The sequence below is a fragment of the Blastococcus sp. CT_GayMR16 genome (genome assembly GCF_004570875.1).
Lineage (GTDB): Bacteria > Actinomycetota > Actinomycetes > Mycobacteriales > Geodermatophilaceae > Blastococcus_B.
Window position 1 is genome coordinate 24,007 of the sequence record NZ_SPQK01000021.1, and the last position, 25,316, is coordinate 49,322.

Annotated in this window: 25 protein-coding genes; 18 read left to right on the forward strand and 7 right to left on the reverse strand. The window is 72.8% G+C overall.

Annotated elements, in window-relative coordinates:
• Positions 1 to 11 precede the first annotated feature (11 nt).
• Positions 12 to 1,664: an acyl-CoA synthetase gene (locus E4P38_RS18850; RefSeq protein ID WP_245161146.1), complete on the reverse strand. Its 1,653-nt coding sequence runs from the start codon at positions 1,662 to 1,664 to the stop codon at positions 12 to 14.
• A gap of 104 nt (positions 1,665 to 1,768) precedes the next feature.
• Here E4P38_RS18850 and E4P38_RS18855 point away from each other — a divergent pair, with 104 nt between their 5' ends.
• Positions 1,769 to 3,181: a tannase/feruloyl esterase family alpha/beta hydrolase gene (locus E4P38_RS18855; protein WP_245161147.1), complete on the forward strand. Its 1,413-nt coding sequence runs from the start codon at positions 1,769 to 1,771 to the stop codon at positions 3,179 to 3,181.
• Positions 3,182 to 3,225: 44 nt separating this feature from the next.
• On the opposite strand, the gene E4P38_RS18860 is transcribed toward E4P38_RS18855, so the two are convergent.
• Positions 3,226 to 3,999, reverse strand: a complete 774-nt coding sequence (locus E4P38_RS18860) for an alpha/beta hydrolase (protein WP_135133500.1) — start codon at positions 3,997 to 3,999, stop codon at positions 3,226 to 3,228.
• 102 nt (positions 4,000 to 4,101) lie between these two features.
• Between E4P38_RS18860 and E4P38_RS18865 the strand changes: the two genes are divergently transcribed.
• The 14 genes from E4P38_RS18865 to E4P38_RS18930 all read left to right on the forward strand — a co-directional run bounded on the left by E4P38_RS18865 (position 4,102) and on the right by E4P38_RS18930 (position 17,479).
• Positions 4,102 to 4,554, forward strand: a complete 453-nt coding sequence (locus E4P38_RS18865; RefSeq protein ID WP_135133501.1) for an SRPBCC domain-containing protein — start codon at positions 4,102 to 4,104, stop codon at positions 4,552 to 4,554.
• 120 nt (positions 4,555 to 4,674) lie between these two features.
• Positions 4,675 to 4,875 (forward strand): DUF1918 domain-containing protein, encoded by a 201-nt coding sequence (locus tag E4P38_RS18870; protein WP_135133502.1) that lies wholly within the window; start codon positions 4,675 to 4,677, stop codon positions 4,873 to 4,875.
• A 12-nt stretch (positions 4,876 to 4,887) separates the two neighbouring features.
• Complete coding sequence (locus E4P38_RS18875; protein ID WP_135133503.1) at positions 4,888 to 6,966, forward strand: elongation factor G-like protein EF-G2; 2,079 nt, start codon at positions 4,888 to 4,890, stop codon at positions 6,964 to 6,966.
• Positions 6,967 to 7,078: 112 nt separating this feature from the next.
• Entirely contained in the window at positions 7,079 to 7,744 is a 666-nt protein-coding gene (locus tag E4P38_RS18880) for a CDP-alcohol phosphatidyltransferase family protein (protein WP_245161148.1), read from the forward strand.
• The gene (locus tag E4P38_RS18885; protein ID WP_135133504.1) at positions 7,741 to 8,649 is read left to right on the forward strand and encodes a DUF881 domain-containing protein; all 909 of its coding nucleotides are present in this window, start codon (positions 7,741 to 7,743) and stop codon (positions 8,647 to 8,649) included. The genes E4P38_RS18880 and E4P38_RS18885 overlap by 4 nt, the downstream gene beginning before the upstream one ends.
• 3 nt (positions 8,650 to 8,652) lie before the next feature.
• Positions 8,653 to 8,985, forward strand: a complete 333-nt coding sequence (locus E4P38_RS18890) for a small basic family protein (protein ID WP_097183245.1) — start codon at positions 8,653 to 8,655, stop codon at positions 8,983 to 8,985.
• On the forward strand, positions 8,982 to 10,052 hold the full coding sequence (locus tag E4P38_RS18895) for a DUF881 domain-containing protein (RefSeq protein WP_209309196.1): 1,071 nt from the start codon (positions 8,982 to 8,984) through the stop codon (positions 10,050 to 10,052). The genes E4P38_RS18890 and E4P38_RS18895 overlap by 4 nt, the downstream gene beginning before the upstream one ends.
• Before the next feature lie 58 nt (positions 10,053 to 10,110).
• On the forward strand, positions 10,111 to 10,515 hold the full coding sequence (gene gcvH, locus E4P38_RS18900) for a glycine cleavage system protein GcvH (protein WP_135133505.1): 405 nt from the start codon (positions 10,111 to 10,113) through the stop codon (positions 10,513 to 10,515).
• Between the two features lie 266 nt (positions 10,516 to 10,781).
• Positions 10,782 to 11,300 carry an FHA domain-containing protein gene (locus E4P38_RS18905; RefSeq protein WP_135133506.1) on the forward strand — a complete coding sequence of 173 codons (519 nt, stop codon included), beginning with the start codon at positions 10,782 to 10,784 and terminating at the stop codon, positions 11,298 to 11,300.
• Between the two features lie 64 nt (positions 11,301 to 11,364).
• Entirely contained in the window at positions 11,365 to 12,111 is a 747-nt protein-coding gene (locus tag E4P38_RS18910; RefSeq protein ID WP_135133507.1) for a MerR family transcriptional regulator, read from the forward strand.
• Positions 12,112 to 12,238: 127 nt separating this feature from the next.
• The gene (locus tag E4P38_RS18915; RefSeq protein WP_135133508.1) at positions 12,239 to 12,727 is read left to right on the forward strand and encodes a bifunctional nuclease family protein; all 489 of its coding nucleotides are present in this window, start codon (positions 12,239 to 12,241) and stop codon (positions 12,725 to 12,727) included.
• A 282-nt stretch (positions 12,728 to 13,009) separates the two neighbouring features.
• Complete coding sequence (locus E4P38_RS18920; RefSeq protein WP_209309197.1) at positions 13,010 to 13,582, forward strand: MerR family transcriptional regulator; 573 nt, start codon at positions 13,010 to 13,012, stop codon at positions 13,580 to 13,582.
• A gap of 229 nt (positions 13,583 to 13,811) precedes the next feature.
• The gene (gcvP, locus tag E4P38_RS18925; RefSeq protein WP_135133510.1) at positions 13,812 to 16,829 is read left to right on the forward strand and encodes an aminomethyl-transferring glycine dehydrogenase; all 3,018 of its coding nucleotides are present in this window, start codon (positions 13,812 to 13,814) and stop codon (positions 16,827 to 16,829) included.
• Positions 16,830 to 16,879: 50 nt separating this feature from the next.
• Complete coding sequence (locus E4P38_RS18930; protein ID WP_135133511.1) at positions 16,880 to 17,479, forward strand: DinB family protein; 600 nt, start codon at positions 16,880 to 16,882, stop codon at positions 17,477 to 17,479.
• Here E4P38_RS18930 and E4P38_RS18935 read toward each other — a convergent pair.
• Positions 17,476 to 17,679 carry a DUF5999 family protein gene (locus E4P38_RS18935; RefSeq protein WP_135133512.1) on the reverse strand — a complete coding sequence of 68 codons (204 nt, stop codon included), beginning with the start codon at positions 17,677 to 17,679 and terminating at the stop codon, positions 17,476 to 17,478. The genes E4P38_RS18930 and E4P38_RS18935 overlap by 4 nt on opposite strands.
• A 207-nt stretch (positions 17,680 to 17,886) precedes the next feature.
• A complete protein-coding gene (gene coaA, locus E4P38_RS18940; protein ID WP_135133513.1) occupies positions 17,887 to 18,849 on the reverse strand; it encodes a type I pantothenate kinase in 963 nt (320 codons plus the stop codon).
• A 114-nt stretch (positions 18,850 to 18,963) separates the two neighbouring features.
• Between coaA and E4P38_RS18945 the strand changes: the two genes are divergently transcribed.
• A complete protein-coding gene (locus E4P38_RS18945; RefSeq protein WP_135133514.1) occupies positions 18,964 to 19,776 on the forward strand; it encodes a GNAT family N-acetyltransferase in 813 nt (270 codons plus the stop codon).
• A gap of 8 nt (positions 19,777 to 19,784) precedes the next feature.
• Here E4P38_RS18945 and E4P38_RS18950 read toward each other — a convergent pair whose 3' ends face one another.
• Positions 19,785 to 20,672, reverse strand: a complete 888-nt coding sequence (locus tag E4P38_RS18950; RefSeq protein WP_135133515.1) for a serine hydrolase — start codon at positions 20,670 to 20,672, stop codon at positions 19,785 to 19,787.
• A 97-nt stretch (positions 20,673 to 20,769) separates the two neighbouring features.
• Positions 20,770 to 21,315, reverse strand: coding sequence for a YbhB/YbcL family Raf kinase inhibitor-like protein (locus E4P38_RS18955; RefSeq protein ID WP_135133516.1), 546 nt, complete (start codon positions 21,313 to 21,315; stop codon positions 20,770 to 20,772).
• 160 nt (positions 21,316 to 21,475) lie between these two features.
• Here E4P38_RS18955 and E4P38_RS18960 point away from each other — a divergent pair, with 160 nt between their 5' ends.
• Together E4P38_RS18960 and E4P38_RS18965 are read left to right on the forward strand one after the other, a co-directional pair.
• Positions 21,476 to 22,222, forward strand: a complete 747-nt coding sequence (locus tag E4P38_RS18960; protein ID WP_245161149.1) for an HAD-IA family hydrolase — start codon at positions 21,476 to 21,478, stop codon at positions 22,220 to 22,222.
• A complete protein-coding gene (locus E4P38_RS18965) occupies positions 22,219 to 24,576 on the forward strand; it encodes a glycosyl hydrolase family 65 protein (protein ID WP_135133518.1) in 2,358 nt (785 codons plus the stop codon). Before E4P38_RS18960 ends, E4P38_RS18965 begins: the two co-directional genes overlap by 4 nt.
• A gap of 1 nt (position 24,577) precedes the next feature.
• Here the strand turns inward: E4P38_RS18965 and E4P38_RS18970 are convergent, their stop codons facing one another.
• The gene (locus tag E4P38_RS18970) at positions 24,578 to 25,282 is read right to left on the reverse strand and encodes a M50 family metallopeptidase (RefSeq protein ID WP_167760623.1); all 705 of its coding nucleotides are present in this window, start codon (positions 25,280 to 25,282) and stop codon (positions 24,578 to 24,580) included.
• Positions 25,283 to 25,316: the final 34 nt, after the last annotated feature.

Consider the following 25,316-nt stretch of genomic DNA (forward strand, 5'->3'; position numbering starts at 1 on the left):
GTGGTCTCCCGTCAGCCGTCCTGGATCCCCGCATCGGTCTGCGCCAGACCGGCGTGGACCTCGCGCAGTTCGCGCTTGAGGATCTTGCCGCTGGGGTTCTTCGGCAGGGCGTCGGCCAGCACGACGTACTTGGGGCGCTTGTAGGACGCGAGCCGGGCGCGGGCGTGCGCACTCACGTCGTCCGCGCTGATCGCGGCGCCCGGCTTCGGGACGACGACCGCGGTGACCGCCTCGATCCAGTGCGGGTGGCTGATGCCGAAGACGGCGACCTCGGCGACGCCGTCCAGCTCGTAGATCGCCTCTTCGATCTCGCGGCTGGCGACGTTCTCGCCGCCGGTCTTGATCATGTCCTTCTTGCGGTCGACCACCGACAGGTAACCGTCCGCCGTGAGGACGCCGAGGTCGCCGGAGTGGAACCAGCCACCGGCGAAGGCGGCCGCCGTCTTCTCCTCGTCCTCGTAGTAGCCCAGGGTTGCGTGCGGGCTGCGGTGGACGATCTCGCCGACCTCGCCCGGCGGAACGGGGGTGCCCTCGTCGTCGACCACCCGCGTCTCCACGTTCAGCGCCGCCCGCCCGGCCGAGCCGGCCCGCTCCAGCTGCTCGTCCGGGCGCAGGATCGTGGCCAGCGGGGACATCTCGGTCTGGCCGTAGAAGTTCCACAGCGCGACGTCGGGAAGCCGCTGCTGCAGCTCGCGGAGGACCTCCACCGGCATCGCCGAGGCGCCGTAGTAGCCCTTGCGCAGGCTGCTCAGGTCGGTGGCGTCGAAGTCGGGGTGTCGCAGCAGCGAGATCCACACCGTCGGGGGGCAGAACAGCTTCGTGACCTGCTCGCGCGCGATGGTGGCGAGGATCGCCGCCGGGTCGGGCGACGGCAGGATGATGCTCGTCGCGCCGAGGTAGACGTCGACGGAGAAGAAGCAGTCGAGCTGGGCGCAGTGGTACATCGGGAGCGCGTGCACCTCGACGTCGTCGGCGCTCATGCCCCCGTCGATCACGCAGCTGACGTACTGGCTGATCAGCGAACGGCTGGAGAGCACGACGCCCTTGGGACGGGACTCGGTGCCCGACGTGTACATCAGGCGGAGGGGGTCGTCGTCGGCCACCGCGACGTCCGGCGCGCTCTCGTCGCCCGCCCGCCACCACGCGTCGACGTCCTCCCAGCCGGCCCCGGCCGCAGCTCCGGAGAGCCCGATCCACCCGCGGACGCCGCCCTGCACCTCGGCCGTGGCGAGCGCCTTCTCCGCAGTGGTCGCCAGCGCGTCCTCGCTCACCATCCCGGTGGCCCCGGAGTGCCGGAGGATGAAGGCGATCTCGTCCGGGCCCAGCATGAAGTTGATCGGCACGAGGACGACGCCCAGCTTGGCGGTGGCGAACGCGAGCACCGCGTACTGCCACGAGTTGTGGCTGAGCAGCGCCAGTCGGTCGCCCTTCGCCAGCCCCCGGTCGGCCAAGGCATGTGCGGTGCGGTTCGCGGCGGCCTCGAACTCCGCGTAGGTGAACCGGTGATCGCCGGCGACGACGGCGAGCTTGTCCGGATACCGGGCGGCCGTCCGGCGCAGCAGGTCGCCGACGGAGTGCTGCCGGGCGGAGGCGATCGCGGCGTCGGTCTGGGGGCTGAACATCGCGTCCATGAGCGGGGCGGCCTTACCGGGGAGGGCGGGCATGTCGCAGGTCACGCTATCGGGCGGGCCGGTGGCGGGCGTCACCTCGGCGGTCCCGGCTCGTTGATCAGTGCCGATGGTCGCCGCTTCCTCGAAGGGGAATGCCCATGTTCTCGGTTCGCCGCCTGCTGCTCCTGCCCCTCGTCCCGGTGCTGGTCGCGTCGTGGCTGACCACCCCTGCCGGCGCGACGGGGGGCGGGCCGTGCTCCGGCATGGAGGCGATCCAGGTGCCCGGGGCGGAGCTCCAGCGCGCGGAGTGCCAGACCGACCTGTCGGCCACCGCACTGGCCGCGAAGGGCCGCAGCGACATCAGCGACTGGGCCGGTCTGCACTCCAAGCAGACCGTGAATCCGCCGGCAGGTGCCGGGATCCAGATCGACGGCTACTTCCCGGACGACTCGACGACGAACACGACCTACGGCTGGAACCACGACTCCCAGTTCGTGATCCGGCTGCCCGAGAACTGGAACGGCCAGCTGGTGATCACCGGTGCGCCGGGCGTGCGCAAGCAGTACGCCCCCGACTACATCCTCAGCGACTGGATGCTGTCCCAGGGCTACGCCTACGCCTCGACCGACAAGGGCAACAGCGGCACCTCCTTCTACGAGAACGGCTCGCGCTCGGCGCCGGGCCAGGCGGTGCGCGAGTGGCACGACCGGGTCTCCGAGCTCACCGTCGCCGCCAAGGAGGTCGTCGCCCAGCGGTACGGCTCCGCCCCGGCCCGCACGTGGATGACCGGCATCTCCAACGGCGGCTACCTCACCCGGTGGCAGCTGGAGAACCGGCCCGAGCTCTACGACGGCGGCGTGGACTGGGAGGGCACGCTGATGACCGCCGACGGGCCCAACCTCTTCACCTACCTGCCGACGGCGCTGCGCGAGTACCCCCAGGCCGCGGTGGATCCCGCCGCCCGCCAGCGCATGTACGACGTCGGGTTCGAGCCCGGCTCCGAGGTGCTGTGGCCCGACCACTACGCCGTCTACTGGGACCTCACCCAGCGCAGCTACCGCGAGGCCTTCGACCCCGAGTACGACGGCGCGACCAAGGCGGGGACACCGTTCTGCCGCACCGGTACCGCCCCCGGGACGCCGACGGCCTGCGACGCCGAGTACGACTACGCCTCGCGTCCGCAGGCAGTGAAGGACGCCGTCGCGTCGGTGTCCCTGACCGGCGACATCGGCAAGCCGATGCTCACCCTGCACGGGGACCTCGACGCCCTGCTGCCGATCCGCGCGGACTCCGACGTCTACACGGCGATGATCGCCGACGCCGGCCGGAGCGATCTGCACCGCTACTACACGATCGAGGACGGGAACCACGTCGACGACCGTGCCGACCTCTATCCGGCCGAGATCCGGCCGATCCTGCCCTGCTACCGCGAGGCGTTCCAGCGCCTCACCGAGTGGGTCACGGCCGGCGAGGCCCCGCCGGTCAGCCAGGTCGTGCACCGTCCGCCGTCCGGCGACCTGGCCAACACCTGTCAGCAGCTCGCGGGCCACGGGTCGGCGTACGGCGGCTGACCGCTGCGCGATCCCGGGTGGCCGGAGCCTTGGGCCGGTCGGCGTCAGTCGGGGTGGGGAGCCCGGCGGATCGGTGCGACGGTCGGGACCGGGTCGTTGGTGAGGAAGTCCAGCACCAGCGCGTTCACCAGGTGCGGCTTCTCCTGCGTCAGGAAGTGCGACGTCCCGGGGACGACGGCCAATTCGGCGTCCGGCAGCGCCTCGAACATCTCGACCGCATGCGAGAGGGTCATCAGGTCGTCGTCGGCGAACATGACCAGCGAGCGGGCACGGACCCGGGACAGCTCGGCGACGTCCATCCGCGGCTCGGCCTTCATCATCTCGCCGATCTTCGCCACCACCACGGGGAAGTGCTCCACGCCGTCCGGTGACACCTCGCCGTAGGCCTCGCCCAGGAACGCCACCACCTGGTCGACGTCGAACTCCATGTCCGGCGCCGCCTCGCCGGACTTGTCGAACCCGCCGCTGATCATCACCAGCCGGTGGACCAGATCGGGACGCTGCATGGCCACCAGCATCGCCACGAAGGCGCCGTCGCTGTGCGCGACCAGGTCCGCCGGGCCGCCGATCACCTTGTCCAGGAAGGCGATCGTGTCGTCGGCCATGAGCTGGTAGGTGATCGGTCCCTCGACGTCGGGCGTGTGGCCGTGCCCGCGCCGTTCGGGCGTGTAGACGCGGAAGCGTTGGGCCAGCGGGGCCAGGTTCGGTGCGAAGAAGCGCGCGTCCACCAGGCCGCCGTGCATCAGGACCAGCGGTTCGCCGTCGCCGACCTCGTCGTACCAGGTGCGCACCCCGCCGGCCTCCACGTACTGCGCCATCGCTGATGCCTCCCGGTCCGTCGACGGGCTGTTCCGGCGCATTCGACCACTGCCACGGGCGGGAAAGGCCATCCCCGCGCACCACGGTGGGAAGGTCTCGGCATGAGCCGGCCGGTCGGCCCGTTCGTCCTGTTCCTGAGGCACGTGGTGGCGGCGCCCCGGGAACGGGTCTTCGACGCGATGATCCGGCCCGACGACCTGGCCAGGTGGTGGGGGCCGCGCCTGTTCACGACCCCGGAGATCGAGCTCGATCTCCGGGTGGGCGGCCGCTACCGGTTCACGATGCAGCCACCCGACGGCGACCGGTTCCACGTGTCGGGGGAGTTCCTCGAGGTCACCCCGCCGTCCGCACTCGCCTACACCTTCCGCTGGGACGAGCCGACGCCCGACGATCGGGAGACGGTCGTGACGCTGACCCTGGCCGACGCCGGCGGCGCCACGGAGCTGTCGCTGCGGCAGGGGGATTTCGCGACCGACGAGCGGCTCGCCCTGCATCGCAGCGGCTGGAACGACAGCCTCGACAAGCTGTCCGCCCTCCTCGCCGCGGGCCGCTGAACGCCTGGGCCACGACGCGCCGCCCGCGCGCAGGTCGCACTCGTCAGGGCCTTGATCGGGCCCCCCGGTACGGGCAGGCTGTGATGCAGGACACAGCCGGGCAACGCCTTGGAGACTGCCGTGGAAGCCCATGTCGGAGACACGATCGTCGTCCACTCGACCCACCAGGGAGAGCCGGAACGCACCGGTGAGGTGATCGAGTGCCATGAGCCCGGCGGTGGTCCGCCGTACCGCGTGCGGTGGGCGCCCGACGGGCACACCGCGCTGTTCTACCCGGCCGGAACCCCGGCCGTCGTCCGACCCGGCCCCTCACGAAGCTGAGGGGCCGAACTCATGGCGAAGGACACCGCGACGGCGCCGGCACCGCGTCCCGCCGGCAAAGTGCGCAACGTGGCCCTCGTGGGCCACGCCGGGTCGGGGAAGACCACCCTGGCCGAGGCCCTGCTCGTCGCCACCGGTGCGCTGCCCCGGGCCGGCCGGGTGGAGGACGGCACCACCTGTCTCGACACCGAGGACGTCGAGGTCCGCCAGCAGCGCTCGGTGTCGCTCGGCGTGGCCACGGTCGAGCACGACGGCCACCGCATCACCCTGCTGGACACCCCCGGGTCGCCTGACTTCGTCGGTGAGCTGCGGGCGGGCCTGCGCGCCGCGGACGCCGCCCTCTTCGTCGTCTCCGCCGTCAACGGCGTGGACGCCACCACCGTCCAGCTCTGGGAGGAGTGCGCCGCGGTGGGCATGCCGCGCGCCGTCGTCATCACCCAGCTCGACCGCGCCCGCGCGGACGTCGACGACGCCGTCCGGATGTGCCAGCGGATGCTGGGGGAGGGGGTCTTCCCGCTGCACCTGCTCGAGCGGGGTCCGGACGGCGCGGTGCGGTCCCTGGTGTCGCTGCTCGAGCCGCATCCCGAGGCGAACACGGCCGCCGTCGACGCCGACCGGCTCCGCGGCGAGCTGATCGAGGGGATCATCGGCGAGAGCGAGGACGAGACGCTGATGGACCGCTACCTCGCCGGAGAGGAACTGGTCGTCGCCGATCTGGTCAGCGACCTGGAGACCGCGGTCGCCCGTGGGCACTTCCACCCGGTCCTGTGCGTCGCCCCGCTGAGCGGCGTCGGCGTACCAGAGCTGCTCGACCTGCTCGTCTCGGCCTTCCCGTGCCCGATGGAGCACGGCTGCCCGACGGTCTACCGCCCGAACGGCTCCGCGGCCCCCCCGCTGACCTGCGACCCCGACGGGCCGCTCGTCGCCGAGGTCGTGAAGACCACCACCGATCCCTATCTCGGCCGGGTGTCGCTGGTCCGGGTCTTCTCCGGCACGCTGCGACCCGACACCCCCGTACACGTCTCCGGCCACGGCCTGGCCGACCGGGGGCACCCCGACCACGACGTCGACGAACGCGTCAGCGCGATCTCCTCGCCCCTCGGCGCCACCCTGCGCCCGGTGGCGGCCTGCCCGGCGGGGGACATCTGCGCGCTGGCGCGGCTGGTCAGCGCGGAGACCGGCGACACCCTGTCCTCCCCGGAGGACCCGCGGGTCGTCCTGCCCTGGGAGCTCCCCGTCCCGCAACTGCCGGTCGCCGTCGAGGCGGCATCCCGCGCCGACGAGGACCGGCTGGCCACGGCACTGGCCCGGCTCGTCGCCGAGGACCCGACCGTCCGGCTGGAGCGCCGTCCGGACACCGGGCAGCTGCTGCTGTGGTGCGTGGGGGAGGCGCACGCCGAGGTCCTGCTCGAACGGCTGCGCACCCGGCACGGCGTCGCGGTGAACACCGTGCCCGTCCGCGTCCCGATGGTGGAGACGCTTGCGGGGTCGGCGCGGGTCACCGGGCGGCACGTCAAGCAGTCCGGTGGCCACGGGCAGTACGCCGTCGTCGTGGTGGAGGCCGAACCCGGGGCGCCCGGATCGGGCGTCGTCTTCGAGCAGAAGATCGTCGGCGGCACGGTGCCCAGCCAGTTCCACGGCAGCGTGGAGAAGGGCATCCGGACGCAGGCCGAGCGCGGCATCAGCGGCGACCGGCCGCTCGTCGACGTCCGCCTGACGCTGGTCGACGGCAAGTCCCACTCGGTCGACTCCTCCGACGCCGCGTTCCAGGCGGCCGGTGCGCTGGCGCTGCGGGAGCTGGCCGCGGCCGCCGGCACCCGGGTGCTCGAGCCCTGGTGCGAGGTGCAGGTCGTCGTCCCCGCGGAGTTCGTCGGGGCGGTGATGAGCGACCTGTCCGGACGACGGGCCCGCGTCACCGGCAGCGAGGCCGATCCGTCCCGCGACCGGACGACGGTGCGCGCCGAGGTGCCCGAGATCGAGCTGCTCACCTACCCGGGGGTGCTGCGCTCGGTCACCCACGGCACCGGGAGCTTCTCCCGGAGCCCGCTCGGCTACGAGGCCGCCCCCGCCTCGGTGGCGGTCCCCGCCTAGGGTCGGCCCGTCCAGAGGCTCGCCGCAGGCCTGCGAGTGGTGAGGAGGACGCCGTCCTTCTACTAGCCTCGGGCACGGTGTGCAGCGGGCTGTCGGGCGGGGTGGAGGCGTGGTGACGTCGTCGAACGGTCCGTCGGCGCCTGTTCCCGTTCCCTCGGACCGGCCGGCCGGCGCCCCGGTGGTGCTGGACCGCGAGGACCTGCCCGACCGGGTGTGGACCCTGCCCAACGCGCTCTCGGTGCTGCGGCTGCTCGGCGTGCCGGTGTTCCTCTGGCTGCTGCTCGGCCCGGAGGAGGACGGCTGGGCCCTGGTCATCCTCATGGTGTCGGGCTTCACCGACTGGCTCGACGGCAAGCTGGCCCGCTGGCTGAACCAGGGGAGCCGGCTGGGCGCGCTCCTCGACCCGGCCGCCGACCGGCTCTACATCGTGGCCACGCTCGTGGCGCTGACCCTGCGCGACATCGTGCCCCTCTGGGTGACGGCGCTGCTGGTCGGCCGGGAGCTCGTGCTGGGCGTCATGCTGCTGGTGCTCCGGGCCTACGGGTATCCGCCGCTGCAGGTGCACTACCTGGGCAAGGCGGCGACGCTGCTGCTCCTCTACGCCTTCCCGGTGCTGCTGATCGCCGACGGGACGGGGTGGCTCGCCCGGGCCTGCGAACCGTTCGCCTGGGCCCTCACCATCTGGGGGACGGCGCTCTACCTGCTGGCCGGGCTGCTCTACGTCGTCCAGGTGGCGGGGATCGTGCGGGCCGAGCGGACGGTGCCGGCGTCGCCGTGACCACGACCCCGCGGGGCGGTGCCCCGCGTTCCCTGGGGGCCTCGCTGCTGGACGACGTCCTCGCCGAGACCCTCGACCCGGCGTACGCGCAGGCGGCCGCTGCCCGTGCGGCCGGGCAGTCGCCGGCCCGCCCGCGCTGGCGGGGGCGGGCGATCGTGGCGCTGACGATGGCGATCGCCGGTCTGCTCGTCTCGGTCACCTACGACCAGGCCGCGGCCGGGGCCGACGGCCGCGAGGAGGTGCGGGAGGCGCTGGTCGGCGACATCGACCGCGAGTCGGCGATCAGCGACGAGCTCGCGGTCCAGCTCGAGGACCTCAGCGACGAGGTCACCCGTACCCGCGACGAGGTGCTGGCCGCCACCGAGGTCGGCCAGGACGTGCTGGACGAGCTGGCCGGCGCCGAGCGCGGGTCCGCGGCGGTCCGGGTGACCGGGCCCGGGGTGCTGGTCACCCTGGCCAACGCCGACCCGACGGCCGACGACGACCCGGTCGGCGGGACGACCGAGGAGGACCCCCGCGGCCGGGTGCGCGACGGCGACCTCCAGCTCGTGGTCAACGCCCTGTGGGCCGCCGGCGCCGAAGCCGTCAGCATCAACGGCCAGCGACTGGGGCCCCTCACCGCGATCCGCTTCGCCGGCGAGGCCGTCCTGGTCGACTTCAAGCCGGTCATGAACCCCTACGAGATCAGCGCCATCGGCGACCCCGACACGATGGCCGGCCGGTTCCTCCTCAGCCCCGAGGTGCGCTCGCTCGGCTTCATCTCCGAATCCTTCGGACTGCGCTTCGACTACGCCCGGAAGGACGAGCTCACCCTGCCCGCCGCCAGTACGCCCGAGCTCCGCATCGCCGTGCCGGAGGCCCCCGCGGGGGACGCTCCCGCCACCGACCCCACGCCGGGAGGCTGACCCGTGATCCCGATCCTCGGACTCGCGGCCGGTGTCCTCCTCGGACTCTTCTTCGACCCGACCGTCCCGCTGTGGCTGCAGCCCTACCTGCCGATCGCCGTCGTGGCCGCCCTGGACGCCGTCTTCGGCGGGTTCCGCGCCCGCCTGGACGGGATCTTCGACGCCAAGGTGTTCGTCATCTCGTTCGTGTCCAACGTCGTCGTCGCCGCGCTGATCGTCTTCCTGGGCGACCAGCTGGGCGTGGGCGCGCAGCTGTCCACCGCGGTCGTCGTCGTCCTCGGCATCCGGATCTTCGGCAACGCCGCAGCCATCCGACGGCACGTGTTCCGGGCATGACCGAGGACCAGCCGCAGGGGCGCCCCGGGTCTCCGGACCCGGACGACGACGACGCCGTGCCGCACCCGTTCGGGCGGGGGCGGCTGGGGGAGCGGCCCTCGCCCACTGCGGAAGAGGCCCCCGCAGAGCCGGCCGAGCCGGAGACGGCGGCCGAGCCGGAGACGGCGGCCGAGCCGGAGACGGCGGCCGACACGGAGGCCGAGGTGGCGGCCGAGCCCGAGCCCGAGCCCGACGTGACGGAGGAGCCCGAGGTGCAGCCGGCGGACGAGCCGGCCGAGCCCGTAGAAACGGTTGACGACTCCGGGCAGGCCGACACCGAACCTCCGGCAGCCGTGCCCGCGACCGAGGTCGTCCGCAGCAAGGTCGCGATCACGGCCCGCCGCCGCAGGGACCCGCTGGCAGCGGCGCTCATCGGCGTCCTCACCCTGCTGCTCGGCTTCGCCTTCGCCGTCCAGGTGCGGAACGTCGGGAACGACCAGCTGCTGGCCGGCGCCCGCGAGGAGGACCTCGTCCGCATCCTCGACGACCTCAACGCCCGCGAGGAGCGGCTGCGCGAGCAGATCAGCGACCAGCGCAACGCGCTGCAGCAGCTCACCAGCTCCGACAGCCAGTCGGCGGCGGCGCTGGAGGAGGCCCGCCGGCGCGCGGAGGCGATCGGCATCCTCAACGGCACCATCGCCGCCCAGGGGCCGGGGCTGACCATGACCGTCCGCGATCCCGAGGACGTGGTGCGGGTGGCCGACATCCTCGACGCGATCCAGGAACTCCGGGGGGCGGGTGCGGAGACGATGCAGATCGACGGCGTGCGGGTGGGTGTCTCGACCGCGGTCACCGGGAACCCCGGCAGCCTGATGATCGACGGACGGCCCATCATCGCGCCCTACGAGTTCGTCGTCATCGGCTCCCCGCAGAACATGGAGACGGCCATGAACATCCCCGGCGGGGTGGTGCCGCGGTTCACCAGCCGCGGCGCGTCGGTGTCGATCAACCAGTCCGACGAGCTGGTCGTGGACGCGTTGCGGCCCCTCGACACGCCTCAATACGCTTCCCCCGACACGGGCGATTAGCGCCCCGCCGGCCCAGGCCGGTCCCGCACCACCGACCTCCTCAGGAGACGATCGACGCATGGCCACGCCAGACGACCGCCGGTACACCGACCAGCACGAGTGGGCGCTGGTGCAGGGCACAGACGGCACGGCCACCGTCGTGCGGGTCGGGATCACCGACCACGCGCAGGACGCGCTGGGCGACATCGTCTTCGTCCAGCTGCCCTCGGTGGGCGACGAGGTTGGGCCGGGCACCCCGATCGGCGAGGTCGAGTCCACCAAGTCGGTGTCCGACGTCTACGCGCCGGTCGCCGGAGTCGTGGCGGCCGTGAACGAGGCGCTCGCCGACGCCCCCGAGACGATTAACGCCGATCCCTACGGTGCGGGCTGGCTGGTCGACATCGCCGTCCACGGCGAGGGGGGCGACCCGATCGGTCAGCTGCTCGACGCCGACGCCTATCAGTCCCTCGTCGACGGGTCGTGAGCGGGCCGCCGCCGGGCTCGGTGGCGGCTAGATCACTATGATCTCGCTGAGGCGTCCGGCGCCCCGGTGAGCTGCCGGGGAACCCGCCGTTCCTCACCCTGTACGTCCGGTTGACCCTCGGGCCGACCGGCTGGTTCCATGACCCACGGCCCGCCGCTCAGCTCGCGGCAGCCGACCCTCGACGGACTGTCCGGTCCGTCGTCCGCCGGCCGCCAGCGGCCCGTTCCGAGGCCCGCGGCGGGCCCTCGCACCGGAGGAGACGCAACGTGCACTGCACTCGATGTGGACACGAGAACCCCGAGGGCAGTCGCTTCTGCGCGCAGTGCGGCTCGGCGCTCTCCCAGGAGCGGGTCGGCGAGTCGACCAGCGTGATCCCCAAGGTCGGCGGCGAGGACTCCAGCGAGCAGCCCGAGATCGCCGAGTCCGCGGCCGATGCGCACGCCGGCGCGGTGGAGTCCCTGCCGGCGGGTTCGGCGCTGCTGGTGGTGAAGCGCGGCCCGAACGCCGGCAGCCGGTTCCTCCTGGACCAGGACGTCACGACCGCGGGGCGCCACCCCGACAGCGACATCTTCCTCGACGACGTGACGGTCAGCCGCCGGCACGTGGAGTTCCACCGCGAGGGCGGCGGCTTCTCCGTGCACGACGTCGGCAGCCTCAACGGCACTTACGTCAACCGCGAGCCGGTCGACGTCGCGACCCTTGCCGGCGGTGACGAGGTGCAGATCGGCAAGTTCCGCCTCGTGTACCTCACCGGCCCGCGCACCGGCGAGCCGGCCGCTCGCTAGTGAGCGCACCCATGTGGGCGTCGTCGCCCGGATCGCCCGCCCAGGGCCCGGGCGAGAACAGGACGTGACGGCCGTGCCCGAGCGCGACAACGCGCTCGGGGACGCCGCCGACCAGCACACGCCGCGGCTCACCATCGGCGAGGTGCTGGCCGTTCTTCGCGACGACTTCCCCGACGTAACGATCAGCAAGATCCGCTATCTCGAGTCCGAGGACCTGGTCCACCCGCAGCGCACGCCGTCGGGGTACCGCAAGTTCTCCCGCGCCGACGTGAGCCGGCTGCGCTACGTCCTGACCGCGCAGCGCGACCACTACCTGCCGCTGCGGGTCATCAAGGAGCACCTCGAGGCCCTCGACCGGGGCGAGCCGCTGCCCCCGGGTGCGGTGACCGGAGCGACGGTGCCGCCGCCGGCCGGCCAGGACGACGGTGCCGAGTCCGGGGTTCCGCCGCTCACCGCCGAGCAGTTCGCGCGGGCGGCCGGCCTGGAGCCCGAGCAGCTCGCCGACTGCGTGCAGTTCGGCCTGCTGGCCACCGACGCCGACGGCCGCCACCCCGCCGGCGACCTGCCGATCGCCCGGGCCGCGGCCGGTCTGGCCCGGCACGGCATCGAGCCGCGGCACCTCCGCGTCTACCGGACCGGCGTGGAACGGGAGGCCGGGCTGGTCGAGCAGCTGGTCGCGCCCGTGCTCCGGGCGCGCTCGGAGGAGGCCCGGACCCGCGCCACCGAGAAGCTCCGTGAGCTCGCCACGCTGTCCGCACAGCTGCACACGGCGCTGCTCGAGGCACGCCTGCGGGAACTCCTGCGCCCCTGACTCCGGCGTACCGTGGAGGGGTCGCAGATGGACGTCGCCGACGCACCTGACCCGCCCGCCGCACGCCCCGCTTCACGACACGACCGCCCGCCCACCCCATCGGGCCTGCAGCTGAGGGAGCCGCACCGTGCAGGAGCTTCGAGTCGTCGGTGTCCGGGTGGAACTGCCCGGGAACCAGCCGATCCTGCTGCTCAAGGAGACCCAGGGGGAGCGGTACCTGCCCATCTGGATCGGCGCCGTCGAGGCCGCTGCGATCGCCTTCGAGCAGCAGGGCGTCCGTCCGGCCCGGCCGATGACCCACGACCTGCTGCGCGAGGTGGTCCGCACGCTGGGGGCGACGCTTGAGGCCGTGAACATCACCGAGATGCGCGACGGCATCTACATCGCCGAGCTCGTCTTCGGCGACGACCGCGTGGTGAGCGCCCGTCCGTCGGATGCCGTCGCCCTCGCCGTCCGCACGGGTGCGCCGATCTACGGCGCCGACGACCTGCTCGACGAGGTCGGTATCGAGATCCCGGACGAGCAGGAGGACGAGGTCGAGAAGTTCCGCGAGTTCCTCGACCAGATCTCGCCGGAGGACTTCGGCGCGGGGTCGGGTTCGGGCGGCCCCGCATGAGGAAGGACCCCCTCCTCCCCGCCCCTCGCACGCTCGGGGCGGTACCCGGGAGCGGGCCTGAGGCGAACCGATCGTTATCGGCAGCGACGCTCAGAACCTCCACTCGAAATGATGAGCGGGGCGACACGCCGCCCCGCTCAGTTGACCGACCCCAGCGCCCGGCTTACGGTCGGCGAACAACAACGGTGTGACACCTGAGGTCAGTGGGTGCAATACCCCTTCAGGTGCAGGGCCGTCGACCCGGAGCGCGGGAGCGCTGCGGGACCAGAGGAGGACGCTGACGTGAGCGACCAGAGCAACGGCTCCCAGGGTCAGCTCTTCAGCGACGCCGCAGTCGGCGCGCCGCGTTACGACGAGGTCGACACCGATCTCGTCGGTTACCGCGGCCCGACGGCGTGTGCCGCTGCAGGGATCACCTACCGCCAGCTCGACTACTGGGCCCGCACCGGCCTGGTCGCGCCCTCGGTCCGCACCGCGACCGGCTCGGGCACGCAGCGGCTGTACTCGTTCCGCGACATCCTGGTGCTGAAGGTCGTCAAGCGGCTGCTGGACACCGGCGTCTCGCTGCAGAACATCCGGAAGGCCGTCGACCACCTGCGCAACCGCGGCATCAAGGACCTCGCGAACGTCACCCTCTTCTCCGACGGCGCCACCGTCTACGAGTGCACCTCGGCCGAGGAGGTCGTGGATCTGCTCGCCGGCGGCCAGGGCGTCTTCGGCATCGCAGTCTCCGGCGCGCTGCGCGAGCTCTCCGGTGAGCTCGCCGAGCTCCCTGCCGAGCGGATCGACGGCGGCCCGGTCAACGCGAGCGACGACGAGCTCTCGATGCGCCGTCGGGCGCGCGCCGCTGTCTAACCTGTCGCCCTACGGGCTCCAACCGCGGCCAGGTGCCGTGCCCCTGCTGCACTGAGCCCTGCCCGTCCCGACTCGGGGGACCCTCCGGGCCCCCGCTCGGCGGGACCGCTGCGCGAGTGGTGCCCCGTCCTCTCCTCGGGGAGCCCTCCGGGACCCCGCTCGTCGGGACCCGTGTGACGTCTGTTTCCTGCGCTCCGGCGTGGCGATGTCCGCTGGTAGCGTTCGAGTAATGGTCGACCGTGCTCAGACCGCGCCGCTGGCCGGTTCGCTACCGTCCCTGAGTTCACTGCACCCGGCGGGCTCGTTCGCCGCTCGGCACATCGGGCCTCGCCCCGGTGACACCGCCGAGATGCTGGCGGCCGTCGGCCACGCGACGCTCGAGTCGCTCGTCGACGCCTGCGTCCCCGAGGGCGTGCGCGACCGGACGCCGCTGGACCTGCCGGCGGCGCAGGACGAGGCCGCCGTCCTGGGTCTGTTGCGCGAGCGCGCGGACGCCAACGACGTCTACACCTCGATGATCGGGTTGGGCTACTACGGCACGGTCACCCCGGCCGTCATCCAGCGCACCGTCCTGGAGAACCCCGCCTGGTACACCGCGTACACGCCGTACCAGCCGGAGATCAGCCAGGGCCGGCTCGAGGCGCTGATCAACTTCCAGACGATGGTCGCCGACCTGACGGGCCTCGACGTCGCCGGAGCGTCCATGCTCGACGAGGCGACCGCGGCCGCGGAGGCGATGACGCTCGTCCGCCGGGCCGGCCGCGCGAAGCCCGAGGCGGTCTTCGTCGTCGACGCCGACACGCTCCCGCAGACCCTCGGCGTCCTGCAGACCCGGGCCGAGCCGCTCGGCATCACGCTGCACGTCACCGACCTCTCCGCCGGCTGGCCGGCCGACCTGCCCGAGGCCGGCGCCTTCGGCGTCCTGCTGTCCTACCCGGGCGCGAGCGGCGCCGTCCGCGACCACCGGGCCCTCGCCGCGGCCGCGCACGAGGCAGGCGCCGCCGTCGTGGTCGCCGCCGACCTGCTCGCGCTCACGCTGCTCGAGGCGCCGGGGGAGTGGGGCGCCGACGTCGCCTGCGGCACCAGCCAGCGCTTCGGCGTCCCCATGGGGTACGGCGGCCCGCACGCCGGCTACCTGTCCGTCCGCGAGGGCCTGGCCCGCCAGCTGCCCGGCCGGCTCGTCGGGGTGTCGGTCGACGCCGACGGCGATGTCGCCTACCGGCTCGCCCTGCAGACCCGCGAGCAGCACATCCGCCGCGAGAAGGCGACCAGCAACATCTGCACCGCGCAGGTCCTCCTGGCCGTCATGGCCGGCGCCTACGCCGTCTACCACGGCCCCGAGGGGCTGGCCGCGATCGCGGCGCGCGTGCACCGCAGCGCGTACGCCCTGGCCGGCTGGCTGCGCGCCGGCGGCCTGGACCTCGGGCACGAGCACTTCTTCGACACGCTCGAGGTCGCTGTCCCCGGTCGCGCTGCCGAGGTCGTCGCGGCTGCCGCCGAACGGCGGATCAACCTGCGCCTGGTCGACGCCGACACGGTGGCGGTGGCTTGCGACGAGACGACCACGGTGGACATCCTGCGGTCGGTCGCCGCTGCGTTCGGCGTCGAGCCGGGCGAGGTCGACGGGGACGGCGACGACGCCCTGCCGGCCGCGCTGCGCCGCCGGACGCCGTATCTCACCCACCCGGTCTTCTCCGCGCACCGCTCCGAGACCGCGATGCTGCGCTACCTGCGCGCCCTCTCCGACAAGGACCTCGCGCTCGACCGCACGATGATCCCGCTCGGCTCCTGCACGATGAAGCTCAACGCCGCCACCGAGATGGCCGCCATCACCTGGCCGGAGTTCGCGAACCTGCACCCGTTCGTCCCGCTGGAGCAGGCGCGCGGCTACGCCCAGCTGATCCAGGAGCTGTGCGACGCCCTCGCCGAGGTCACCGGCTACGCGGCCGTCAGCGTCCAGCCGAACGCGGGGTCGCAGGGCGAGTTCGCCGGCCTGCTGGCCATCCGGAGCTACCACCGCTCCCGGGGGGACGAGCACCGCGACGTCTGTCTGATCCCGAGCTCCGCGCACGGCACGAACGCCGCCAGCGCAGTCATGGCCGGCATGCGCGTGGTCGTCGTCGCCTGCGACGAGGCCGGCAACGTCGATGTCGCCGACCTGCACGCCAAGGTGGACCAGCACGCCGAGCGGCTCGCTGCGATCATGCTGACCTACCCGTCGACGCACGGGGTGTTCGAGGTCGACATCCAGGAGATCTGCGGCGCCGTGCACGACGCCGGCGGTCAGGTCTACGTGGACGGTGCCAACCTCAACGCGATGGTCGGGCTGGCCAAGCCCGGGCGCTTCGGCTCCGACGTGAGTCACCTGAACCTGCACAAGACGTTCTGCATCCCGCACGGCGGCGGCGGCCCGGGCGTCGGCCCGATCGGCGTCCGCGAGCACCTGGTGCCGTTCCTGCCCAACCACCCGGTCGTCCCGGCCGGACCGGAGACCGGGCCCGGCCCGATCTCCGGCGCCCCGTGGGGCTCGGCCGGCATCCTGCCCATCTCCTGGGCCTACGTCCGCCTGATGGGCCCCGACGGCCTGCTCGCGGCCACCGAGCACGCGATCCTCGCGGCCAACTACGTGGCGGCGCGGCTGAAGGACCACTTCCCGGTGCTCTACACCGGCGCCACCGGCCTGGTCGCGCACGAGTGCATCCTCGACATCCGGCCGCTGACCAAGTCCACGGGCGTCACCAACGACGACATCGCCAAGCGACTGATCGACTACGGATTCCACGCCCCGACGATGAGCTTCCCGGTGGCCGGCACGCTGATGGTCGAGCCGACCGAGAGCGAGGACAAGGCCGAGCTCGACCGGTTCGTCGAGGCCATGATCGCCATCCGCGGGGAGATCGAGAAGGTCGCCAGCGGGGAGTACGACCGGACCGACAACCCGCTGCGGAACGCCCCGCACACGCTGGCGATGCTGGCGGGGGAGTGGGACCGCCCGTACCCGCGCACGACCGCGGTCTACCCGGTGCGCGGTCTCCAGGGCCGCAGCTACCTGAGCCCGGTGCGGCGGATCGACCAGGCCTACGGCGACCGCAACCTGGTCTGCTCGTGCCCGCCGCCGGAGGCGTTCGCCGAGCACGACTTCGAGCACGACTCGGCGCCTGCCGAGAACGGGCACGTACCGGCGCGCGGCGCGGGGGCACCGGACGACCTGGGGACGACGGCGGACGTGGTGGGCGCGCAGGCCTGAGGCTGCCGGCGCACGGGAGATTGTCGTCCGGTCCTGACAGGCTGGCCGGCATGACCGACGCGAAGGCCGACCTCCAGAACTACCTGCAACGCGGCCGCGACGCCCTGCTGTGGAAGCTGGAGGGGCTGTCGGAGTACGACGTCCGGCGCCCGATGACCCCGACCGGCACCAACCTGCTGGGCCTGGTCAAGCACCTGGCCTACGTGGAACTCGGCTACTTCGGTGAGACGTTCGGCCGGCCGGACGCCGACGCGAAGGCCTGGATCGAGGACGACGGCTCGAACCCCAACTGGGACATGTGGGCCACCGCCGAGGAGTCCCGCGCGGACGTCGTGTCGCTGTACCGGCGGGCGTGGGCGCACGCCGACGCGACGATCGGGGTGCTCCCGCTGGAGGCCCCCGGCCGGGTGCCGTGGTGGCAGGGTGACCGCGCGGAGGTGACCCTGCACCGGGTCCTCGTGCACGTCATCGCCGAGACCGACCGGCACGTCGGTCACGCCGACATCGTGCGCGAGCTCATCGACGGTGTCGCCGGCCTGCGCGCAGGCAGCGACAACATGCCCGAGGTCGACCGGGCGTGGTGGGAGAGCCACCGCAGCCGGCTGGAGGCCGCCGCCAAGAGCGCCGCGGCCGGCGGAGCGGTCGTCTAGGCGCCGGCGAGCTCGGGAGCCAGCCAGGTGTGGTGGTCCGGGACGGCGCTGCCGTCGGGGAGCAGCTCGCCGTCGTCGTCGAACAGGACGACGCCGTTGCACAGCAGGCTCCACCCCTGCTCGGGGTGGCTGCTGACGACGGTGGCGAGGTCACGCGCCTCGCTGGTGGCGTCGGGGCAGGTCGTTACGTGGTGGCACATCGCGTCACATCCGTTCGGCCTCCCGGCACGGTGCCGAGAGTTACTTACCGTGTTCGTCCGATTACCAGATTCGGCAAGTGTGCGCCCGTCCTGAAGAGCGGTGGAGTGAGCAAGGTCACCAGATCACCCGAAGGAGTCGTCAGGTACTGCCAGCCCCGGTTGTGACCCTGCGGCGTCTCCGCAGGTGGGACCGGCGAGTCGCGCGGTTCAGAGCTTGCGGAGGAGGACCCGGCGCACCGAGTGATCGGTGGCCTTCTGCAGGACCAGCCGCGCCCGCGAGCGGGTCGGGGCGATGTTGCTGCGCAGGTTCGGCCCGTTGACGGCGGCCCAGATGTCCAGGGCGGTCTCGCGGGCCTGCTCGTCGGTGAGCCCGGCGAAGCGGTGGAAGTAGGCGGTGCTGTCCTGGAACGCCGTCCGGCGCAGCGCCAGGAACCGTTCGACGTACCAGCGCTGGATGTCGGCCTCGGCAGCGTCGACATAGACGGAGAAGTCGAAGAAGTCGGAGAGGAACACCTCGGGCGCGGTGCCGTCGGTCCGCCGTCCGGCCTGCAGGACGTTCAGGCCCTCGACCACCAGGATGTCCGGCCGGTCGACCTCCTGGAACTCGTCCGGGACGATGTCGTAGGACTGGTGGTCGTAGACCGGTGCCGTGACCGTGTCGCGCCCGGACTTCACGTCGGCGAGGAAACGGATCAGCGCCCTCCGGTCGTAGCTCTCCGGAAAGCCTTTGCGGCCGAGCAGTCCCCGGGCGTCCAGGGCGGCGTTCGGCATCAGGAAGCCGTCGGTGGTGACCAGGTCGACCCGGGGGGAACCCGGTGCGGCGGCCAGCAGGGTCTGGAGCAACCGCGCGGTGGTGCTCTTGCCCACGGCGACACTGCCCGCGACGGCGATGACGAACGGGACCTTGGCGGTGGTGTTCCCGAGGAACTCCGCCTGGGCCGCCCACAGCCGGCGGCTCGCCGCGACGTGCAGGTCGAGGAGCTCGGCGAGTGGCAGGTAGACGGTGGCCACCTCGTCGAGGTCGATCCGGTCGCCGAGCGTGGCCAGCGCGCGCAGCTCGGCCTCGTCGAGGGGGAGTCGGGAACCGGCGGCCAGAGCTCGCCACGAGTCGCGGTCGAACACCGCGTACGGCGAGACCGAGCTGCGCGTTTCCGACGTCACGGCACACATGGTGCCGTCCGGGGCGCCCCCGGCGAACGCGCGGGTCACCCGCCCGGGTGGGCCGCGCGGGCGAACGGGCCCGGGAGCGGCTCGCCGACGACGTCCGCGTCTAGGGTTCTTCGTGTGCCGACCCGTCCGGGGCTGCTCGAGTGCATCGAGCGCTACTTCGCCGCTGCGCCCCTGCCGGACGCGCGGATCCAGACCGCCGGCGCACTCGACGTCCCGATCGGTGATCCCGCCTGGCCCTACCCGGCCCGGCCGCGGTCCGGTGCCGGACCGGTGACCGCCGACGACGTGCGCGCCGCCGTCGGCCTGCTGCAGGCGGCCGGTCTGCCCGCCGCCGTGGAGTGGGTGCCGGAGCGTTCGCCGGAGACGGCCGCGGCGGCCCGGGCGGCCGGACTCAGCGTGGAGGAGCTGCCGCTGCTGGTGGCCGCCGATCCCGTCGAGGTCCTGCTGCCGGTCGGTGTCCGCCTCTACCTCGTCGGCGCCGACGACCCGGAGCTGCCGCGCTACCAGCGGGTGGCCGCCACCGCCTTCGCCCACCCCGGCGGCGCCTGCGACGTGCTGGACGTGCCGCTGGACTCCTCGGCCGAGGCGCTCGCCCGCACGGCCGCGCTGCGCGAGCGGATCGCCTCGGGGCGGACCGTGATGATGGTGGCCGTCGAGAACGGCGAGCCGGTGGCCGTGGGCTCGCACCAGCCGGTGGACATCGACGGGACCGAGGTCAGCGAGGTCGTGGGGGTGGCCACCCTGCCGCGGCTGCGCGGACGCGGCCTGGGAGCCGGCATCACCTCCGCGCTGGTCGCGCACGCCACCGAGACCGCCGACATGGTCTTCCTCGCCGCAGGTGACGACGACGTCGCCCGGATCTACGAGCGCGTCGGGTTCGCCCGCCTGGCGACCGCCGCCGTCGCGGAGCCCGCGTCGCCCTGTTGATCCCGCGGTCAGGGCACGCGGGGCCGCGGCAGTGCGCCGGCCGCGGCGGTCAGCGCCGCACGGGCGGCATCGTCGGTCACCGATCTCGGCACCTCGCTGAGCAGCACGACGATCCGGTGGCCCACGATGCCGACCGAGTGCAGGTGCCGGTTGCCGCCCACGCAGCACATCCACCCCTGCTTGACCGCGGTGAAGGCCGGAGCGGCCGCCAGGAGGCCGAATCTCTGGTCGAAGCCGTCGGCGGCCTCCGAGGTCGCCGTCCGCATCCACACCTGGAGGGCGGCGGCGTCGAACGGGTGCGCCACGACCGGCAGCAGGGCGAAGAAGCGGGCGAGGTCGCGGGCCGTGGTGGTCGCCTGCCCCCACTGGCCAGGTACGTCCGGGGGAGCGGTGCCGGTCAGTCCGTACCGTGCCGCGACGTCGCTGACCATCCGGCCGCCGCCGTAGCGGACCCACAGTGCCGAGGCCGCCGGGTCGTCGGAGCGCCGGATCATGTCCTGCAACAGGGCGAACTCGGTCCGGTCCAGTCGGATCTCGCCGATGCGGTTGCGGTGCAGGATGTCCGCGGCCATGAACAGCTTGACCATGGAAGCGGTCGGGAACGGCCGGTCGGCGGCCCCGTTGTGCGCGATCCACCCGACCGTCCGGTGGCCGCGGGGCCCGAGTGCCGGCTCCCGCCCCGGAGTGAACTGGTGGCCGAGGACCACCGCGAGCGTGCCGATGCCGCCGTAGGCGGCCACGACCGCCGGCACCACGTGGGCCGGCGGTCGGTCGGCGGCGGCCTGCGCCCGCGGGAGGAACACCTCGGCCAGGACCACGAGCAGCGCCAGCCAGACCAGCCCTCGCCCGCGGCTCAGCGCTGCCGGGCGCGAGCGGGGCGGGCGGACCGTCGCCATGCCCCCATGGTCCTCCGCGGGAGAGGCATTGCTTCAGGATTCATGGAATCCCTGGGTGTCCCTGCGCTGCGCATGCGTTCAGGTGCGCAGCGACACCTCAGGCCTCCTCGTACGTGCTCACGAGCGTGGCGCGACCCAGCGTGTGGAAGAACAGGTTGAACCCGAGGACGGCGGGCGTGGTGTCCGCGGTGACGTCGAGCGTCTCGATGTCCACCGCGTGGACGACGACGAAGTAGCGGTGGGCGCCGTGGCCGGACGGGGGAGCGGCGCCCACGTACCCGGCGAACCCGCCGTCGTTGCGCAGCTGGACCGCGCCCTCGGGCAGCTGCGGGCTGTCCTTGTCGCCGGCCCCGCTCGGCAGCTCCGTCACCGTGGCCGGGATGTTCGCGACCGCCCAGTGCCAGAAGCCGCTGGCCGTCGGCGCGTCGGGGTCGTAGACGGTCACCGCGAAGCTCTTGGTGCCCTCGGGGAACCCGGACCAGGACACCTGGGGGGAGTGGTCCTCGCCACCGGCCCCCATGACACCGCTGACGTGCGGCATCGGCAGCGTCTCGCCGTCCGCGCAGTCGCTGCTGGTCACGGTGAAGCTCGGCACCTGGGGTAGGAAGTCGTAGGGGTTGGGCGGCGTCGGCCGGTCGGCCATGGCGGTCGTCTCCTCGGTCCGGGGGTTGTTCCCCGCACCGGACCCTAGGCAGGCCGTGGCCGCACCGCTCGACGGGACGGGTGGGGCTGCCCGGGCGACGTCACGCGACTGCAACCGTTCTGACAGGTTCCCAGCACGACGCGCCGGTAGCGTCGCCGACGTGCCAGCTCCTGGGTCCCTGGGCCTCCCGGATTCCGTCCGCGTCTGCCTGTTCGATCTCGACGGTGTGCTGACCAGGACGGCCACGGTGCACATGGCCGCCTGGAAGCGCACCTTCGACGAGTTCCTGCGGGTCCACGAACGCGGGGCGCCGGAGTTCAGTCAGCTCGACTACAACCGCTTCGTGGACGGCAAGCCCCGCGCCGACGGCGTCCGCGACTTCCTGGCCAGCCGGAAGATCGTGCTGCCGGAGGGGTCGCCGGGCGACCCGTCCGACGCGGCCACCGTCCAGGGCATCGCCTCCCGCAAGAACGTGCTCGTGCTGGCGGAGCTCGAGGAGCACGGGGTCGAGGTCTACCCGGGCTCCGTCAGCTACCTGAAGGCGGTGAAGGAGGCCGGGCTCGCGACGGCGGTGGTCACCGCCTCGGCCAACGGCGAGCAGGTCATCGGCGCGGCCGGGTTCGCCGACCTCATCGACGTCCGGGTCGACGGGGTCGTAGCCGCCCGTGAGGGGCTGCGGGGCAAACCGGCACCGGACACCTTCCTGGCTGGCGCGCGCCTGCTGGGCGCCGATCCCGCCGAGGCGGTCGTCTTCGAAGACGCGATATCCGGGGTTGCGGCGGGCCGGGCGGGGAACTTCGGCTACGTCGTCGGGGTCGATCGCGTGGGCCATGCCGACGAACTGGCGGCGAACGGTGCGGACGTCGTCGTGCAGGACCTGTCTGAGCTGCTGGGGGCCGGGGCATGACGGAGGGACGCGCGACCTTCCCCATCGAGCCGTGGTCGCTCACCGAGGTCGGGCTGGACCATGCCTCCCTCGCGGTGCACGAATCGGTGTTCGCCCTGACCAACGGCCACATCGGGATGCGTGGCTCGTTCGAGGAGGGCGAGCCGGTGGTCATCCCCGGCACGTACCTCAACGGGTTCTTCGAGGAGCGCCCGCTGCCCTACGCGGAGGCCGGCTACGGCTTCCCCGAGCAGGGCCAGACGATGGTCAACGTCACCGACGGCAAGCTGATCAGACTGCTGGTGAAGGACTCACCGCTCGACCTCGACTACGGCGAGATCATCGAGCACACGCGAACCCTCGACCTGCGCGCCGGCGTGCTGCGCCGGTCGACGGAGTGGCTGTCACCGGGTGGCCGCAAGGTGCGGGTCACCAGCACCCGGTTGGTCTCGCTGGCCCGACGGTCGATCGCGGCCATCGAGTACAAGGTGGAGCTGACCGACGACCTCGGCGACCTGTATGTCGCCCTGCAGTCGGACCTGCTGGCCAACGAGGCGGTGCCGACCGAGGACGACGACCCCCGCGCCGCGGCCGCGATGGCCAGGCCATTGCAGTCCGAGCTCGCCGTGGGCCGTGGACGGCGAGCCGTGCTGGTGCACCAGACCAAGCGCAGCCGCCTGCGCATGGCGGCGGGCATGGACCACACCATCGAGATCCCGGACAGCAGCACTGAGGACATCGAGGCCATGGGCGACCTCGCCCGGTACACGCTGGCCGCCCGGATCCCGCCCGGCGGCTCGCTGAAGCTGGTCAAGTTCCTGGCCTACGGCTGGTCGTCGCGGCGGTCCGGGCCTGCGCTGCGCGACCAGGTCGAGGCCGCGCTGGCCACGGCCAAGCTGGCCGGCTGGGACCGGCTCGTGCGGGAGCAGCGCGAGCTGCTCGACCAGCACTGGGACGAGGCCGACGTCGAGATCGAGGGCGACGACGAGCTGCAGCAGGCCGTGCGGGTGGGCATGTTCCACGTCCTGCAGGCCGGGCTGCGCGGCGAGCGGCAGCCGATCCCCGCCAAGGGCCTGACCGGGCCCGGATACGACGGGCACACCTTCTGGGACACCGAGACCTACGTGCTGCCGGTGCTCACCTACACCGCCCCGCACGCCGTGCGGGACGCGCTGCGGTGGCGGCACTCCACCCTCGACATGGCCCGCGACCGGGCCCGGGTGCTCGGCCGCAAGGGGGCGGCGTTCCCCTGGCGGACCATCCGCGGTGAGGAGACGTCGGGCTACTGGCCTGCGGGTACGGCGGCCTTCCACATCAACGCCGACATCGCCGACGCCGTCGTCCGCTACTGGAACGCGACCCAGGACGAGGACTTCGACCGCGACTTCGGCACCGAGCTGCTGATCGAGACCGCCCGGCTGTGGGCGTCGCTGGGGCACTTCGACACCGAGCACGGGTTCCGCATCGACGGGGTGACCGGGCCGGACGAGTACACCGCCGTCGTCGACAACAACGTCTACACGAACCTCATGGCGCAGCGGAACCTGCGGGAGGCGGCGGAGGCCGTCAAGCGCCAGCCGGACGTCGCCGGACGGCTGGACGTCGATCCGGACGAGGTGGAGGTCTGGCTGCGCGCGGCGTCGCTGATGGCGGTGCCCTACGACACCCAGCGCGGGGTGCACATGCAGTCCGACGCGTTCACCCACCACGAGGAGTGGGACTTCGCGAACACGCCGAAGGAGAAGTACCCGCTGCTGCTGCACTACCCGTACTTCGAGATCTACCGCAAGCAGGTGGTCAAGCAGGCCGACCTCGTGATGGCGCTGCACCTGCGCGGGGACGCGTTCACCCTCGAGGAGAAGATCGCCAACTTCGCCTACTACGAGGCCCGGACGACGCGGGACTCCTCGCTCTCGGCCAGCCAGCAGGCGGTCGTGGCGGCCGAGACCGGGCACCTGCAGCTCGCCTACGACTACTGGGCCGAGGCGGCGCTGACCGATCTGCAGAACCTGCACCACAACTCGGGGCACGGCCTGCACATCGCCTCGCTCGCCGGTGGCTGGACCGTGGCCGTGGCCGGCTTCGGGGGGATGCGCGACCACAACGGGGAGCTGACCTTCGGCCCGCGGCTGCCCGAGCGGATCACCCGGATGCGGTTCCGGGTCGTCTACCGGGGGCGCAAGCTGACCGTCACCGTGACGCCCGGGCAGGCCACCTATCGCCTGGAGGACGGCGAACCGCTCGACATCCGCCACCACGGCCGGCAGGTGACCGTCGACCACACGGACATGGTGCTCGACATCCCGCCCCCGCCGCAGGTGGACCCGGTGAGCCAGCCCGTGGGCTGCGAGCCGCGCCGGCGCGCCCGCAGGTAGCTCAGGTCAGCAGCCAGTACCCGCCGAGGAGCAGGGCGCCGACGTCGACCAGCAGGAAGAGGCCGACCCAGAACAGCGCGGGGAACGGTGTGAGACCGGCCAGCTGGTCGGCGTCGGAGTCGGGCGCGCGCCGTCTCCGCCGGGAGGTCTGCAGCTCCAGCACGGTCCGTGGTGTGGCCAGCAGGAGGAACCAGGTGGCCAGGGCTGCGAAGGCCGCCTGACCCTCGGGGGGCAGCCACCAGGTGGCGCCGAAGACGACCGCCCCGGTGACGAGCACCGACCACAGGCCGTACCAGTTGCGGATCTGCACCAGCAGCAGGGCGAGGAGCGCGAGGAGCGCCCAGAGCAGCCCGATGGCGTGCCCGGCGGCCAGGAGCGCGGCGGCTCCCAGGCCGAACAGCGCGGGCCCGGTGTAGCCGGCCGCGCAGGTGAGGACCATGCCGAGGCCGCTGGGCTTCCCGGCGGAAACGGTGAGCCCGGACGTGTCCGAGTGCAGCCGGATGCCCGACAGCCGCCGTCCGGCCGCGAGCGCGACCAGGCCGTGGGCGCCCTCGTGCGCGATCGTCACCACGTGGCGGGTCGGCCGCCAGAGGGTGGGGGAGAGGACCAGCAGCGCGGCGACCGCGGCGCTGCCGAGCAGGACCTCCGGCCGCAGGTCGGGAGTCGTCGCGGTCACCTGTGCCCAGAACCGGCCGAGGGCGTCCACGCCTGGGAGTCAACCGCACCGACCTGGGCGTTCC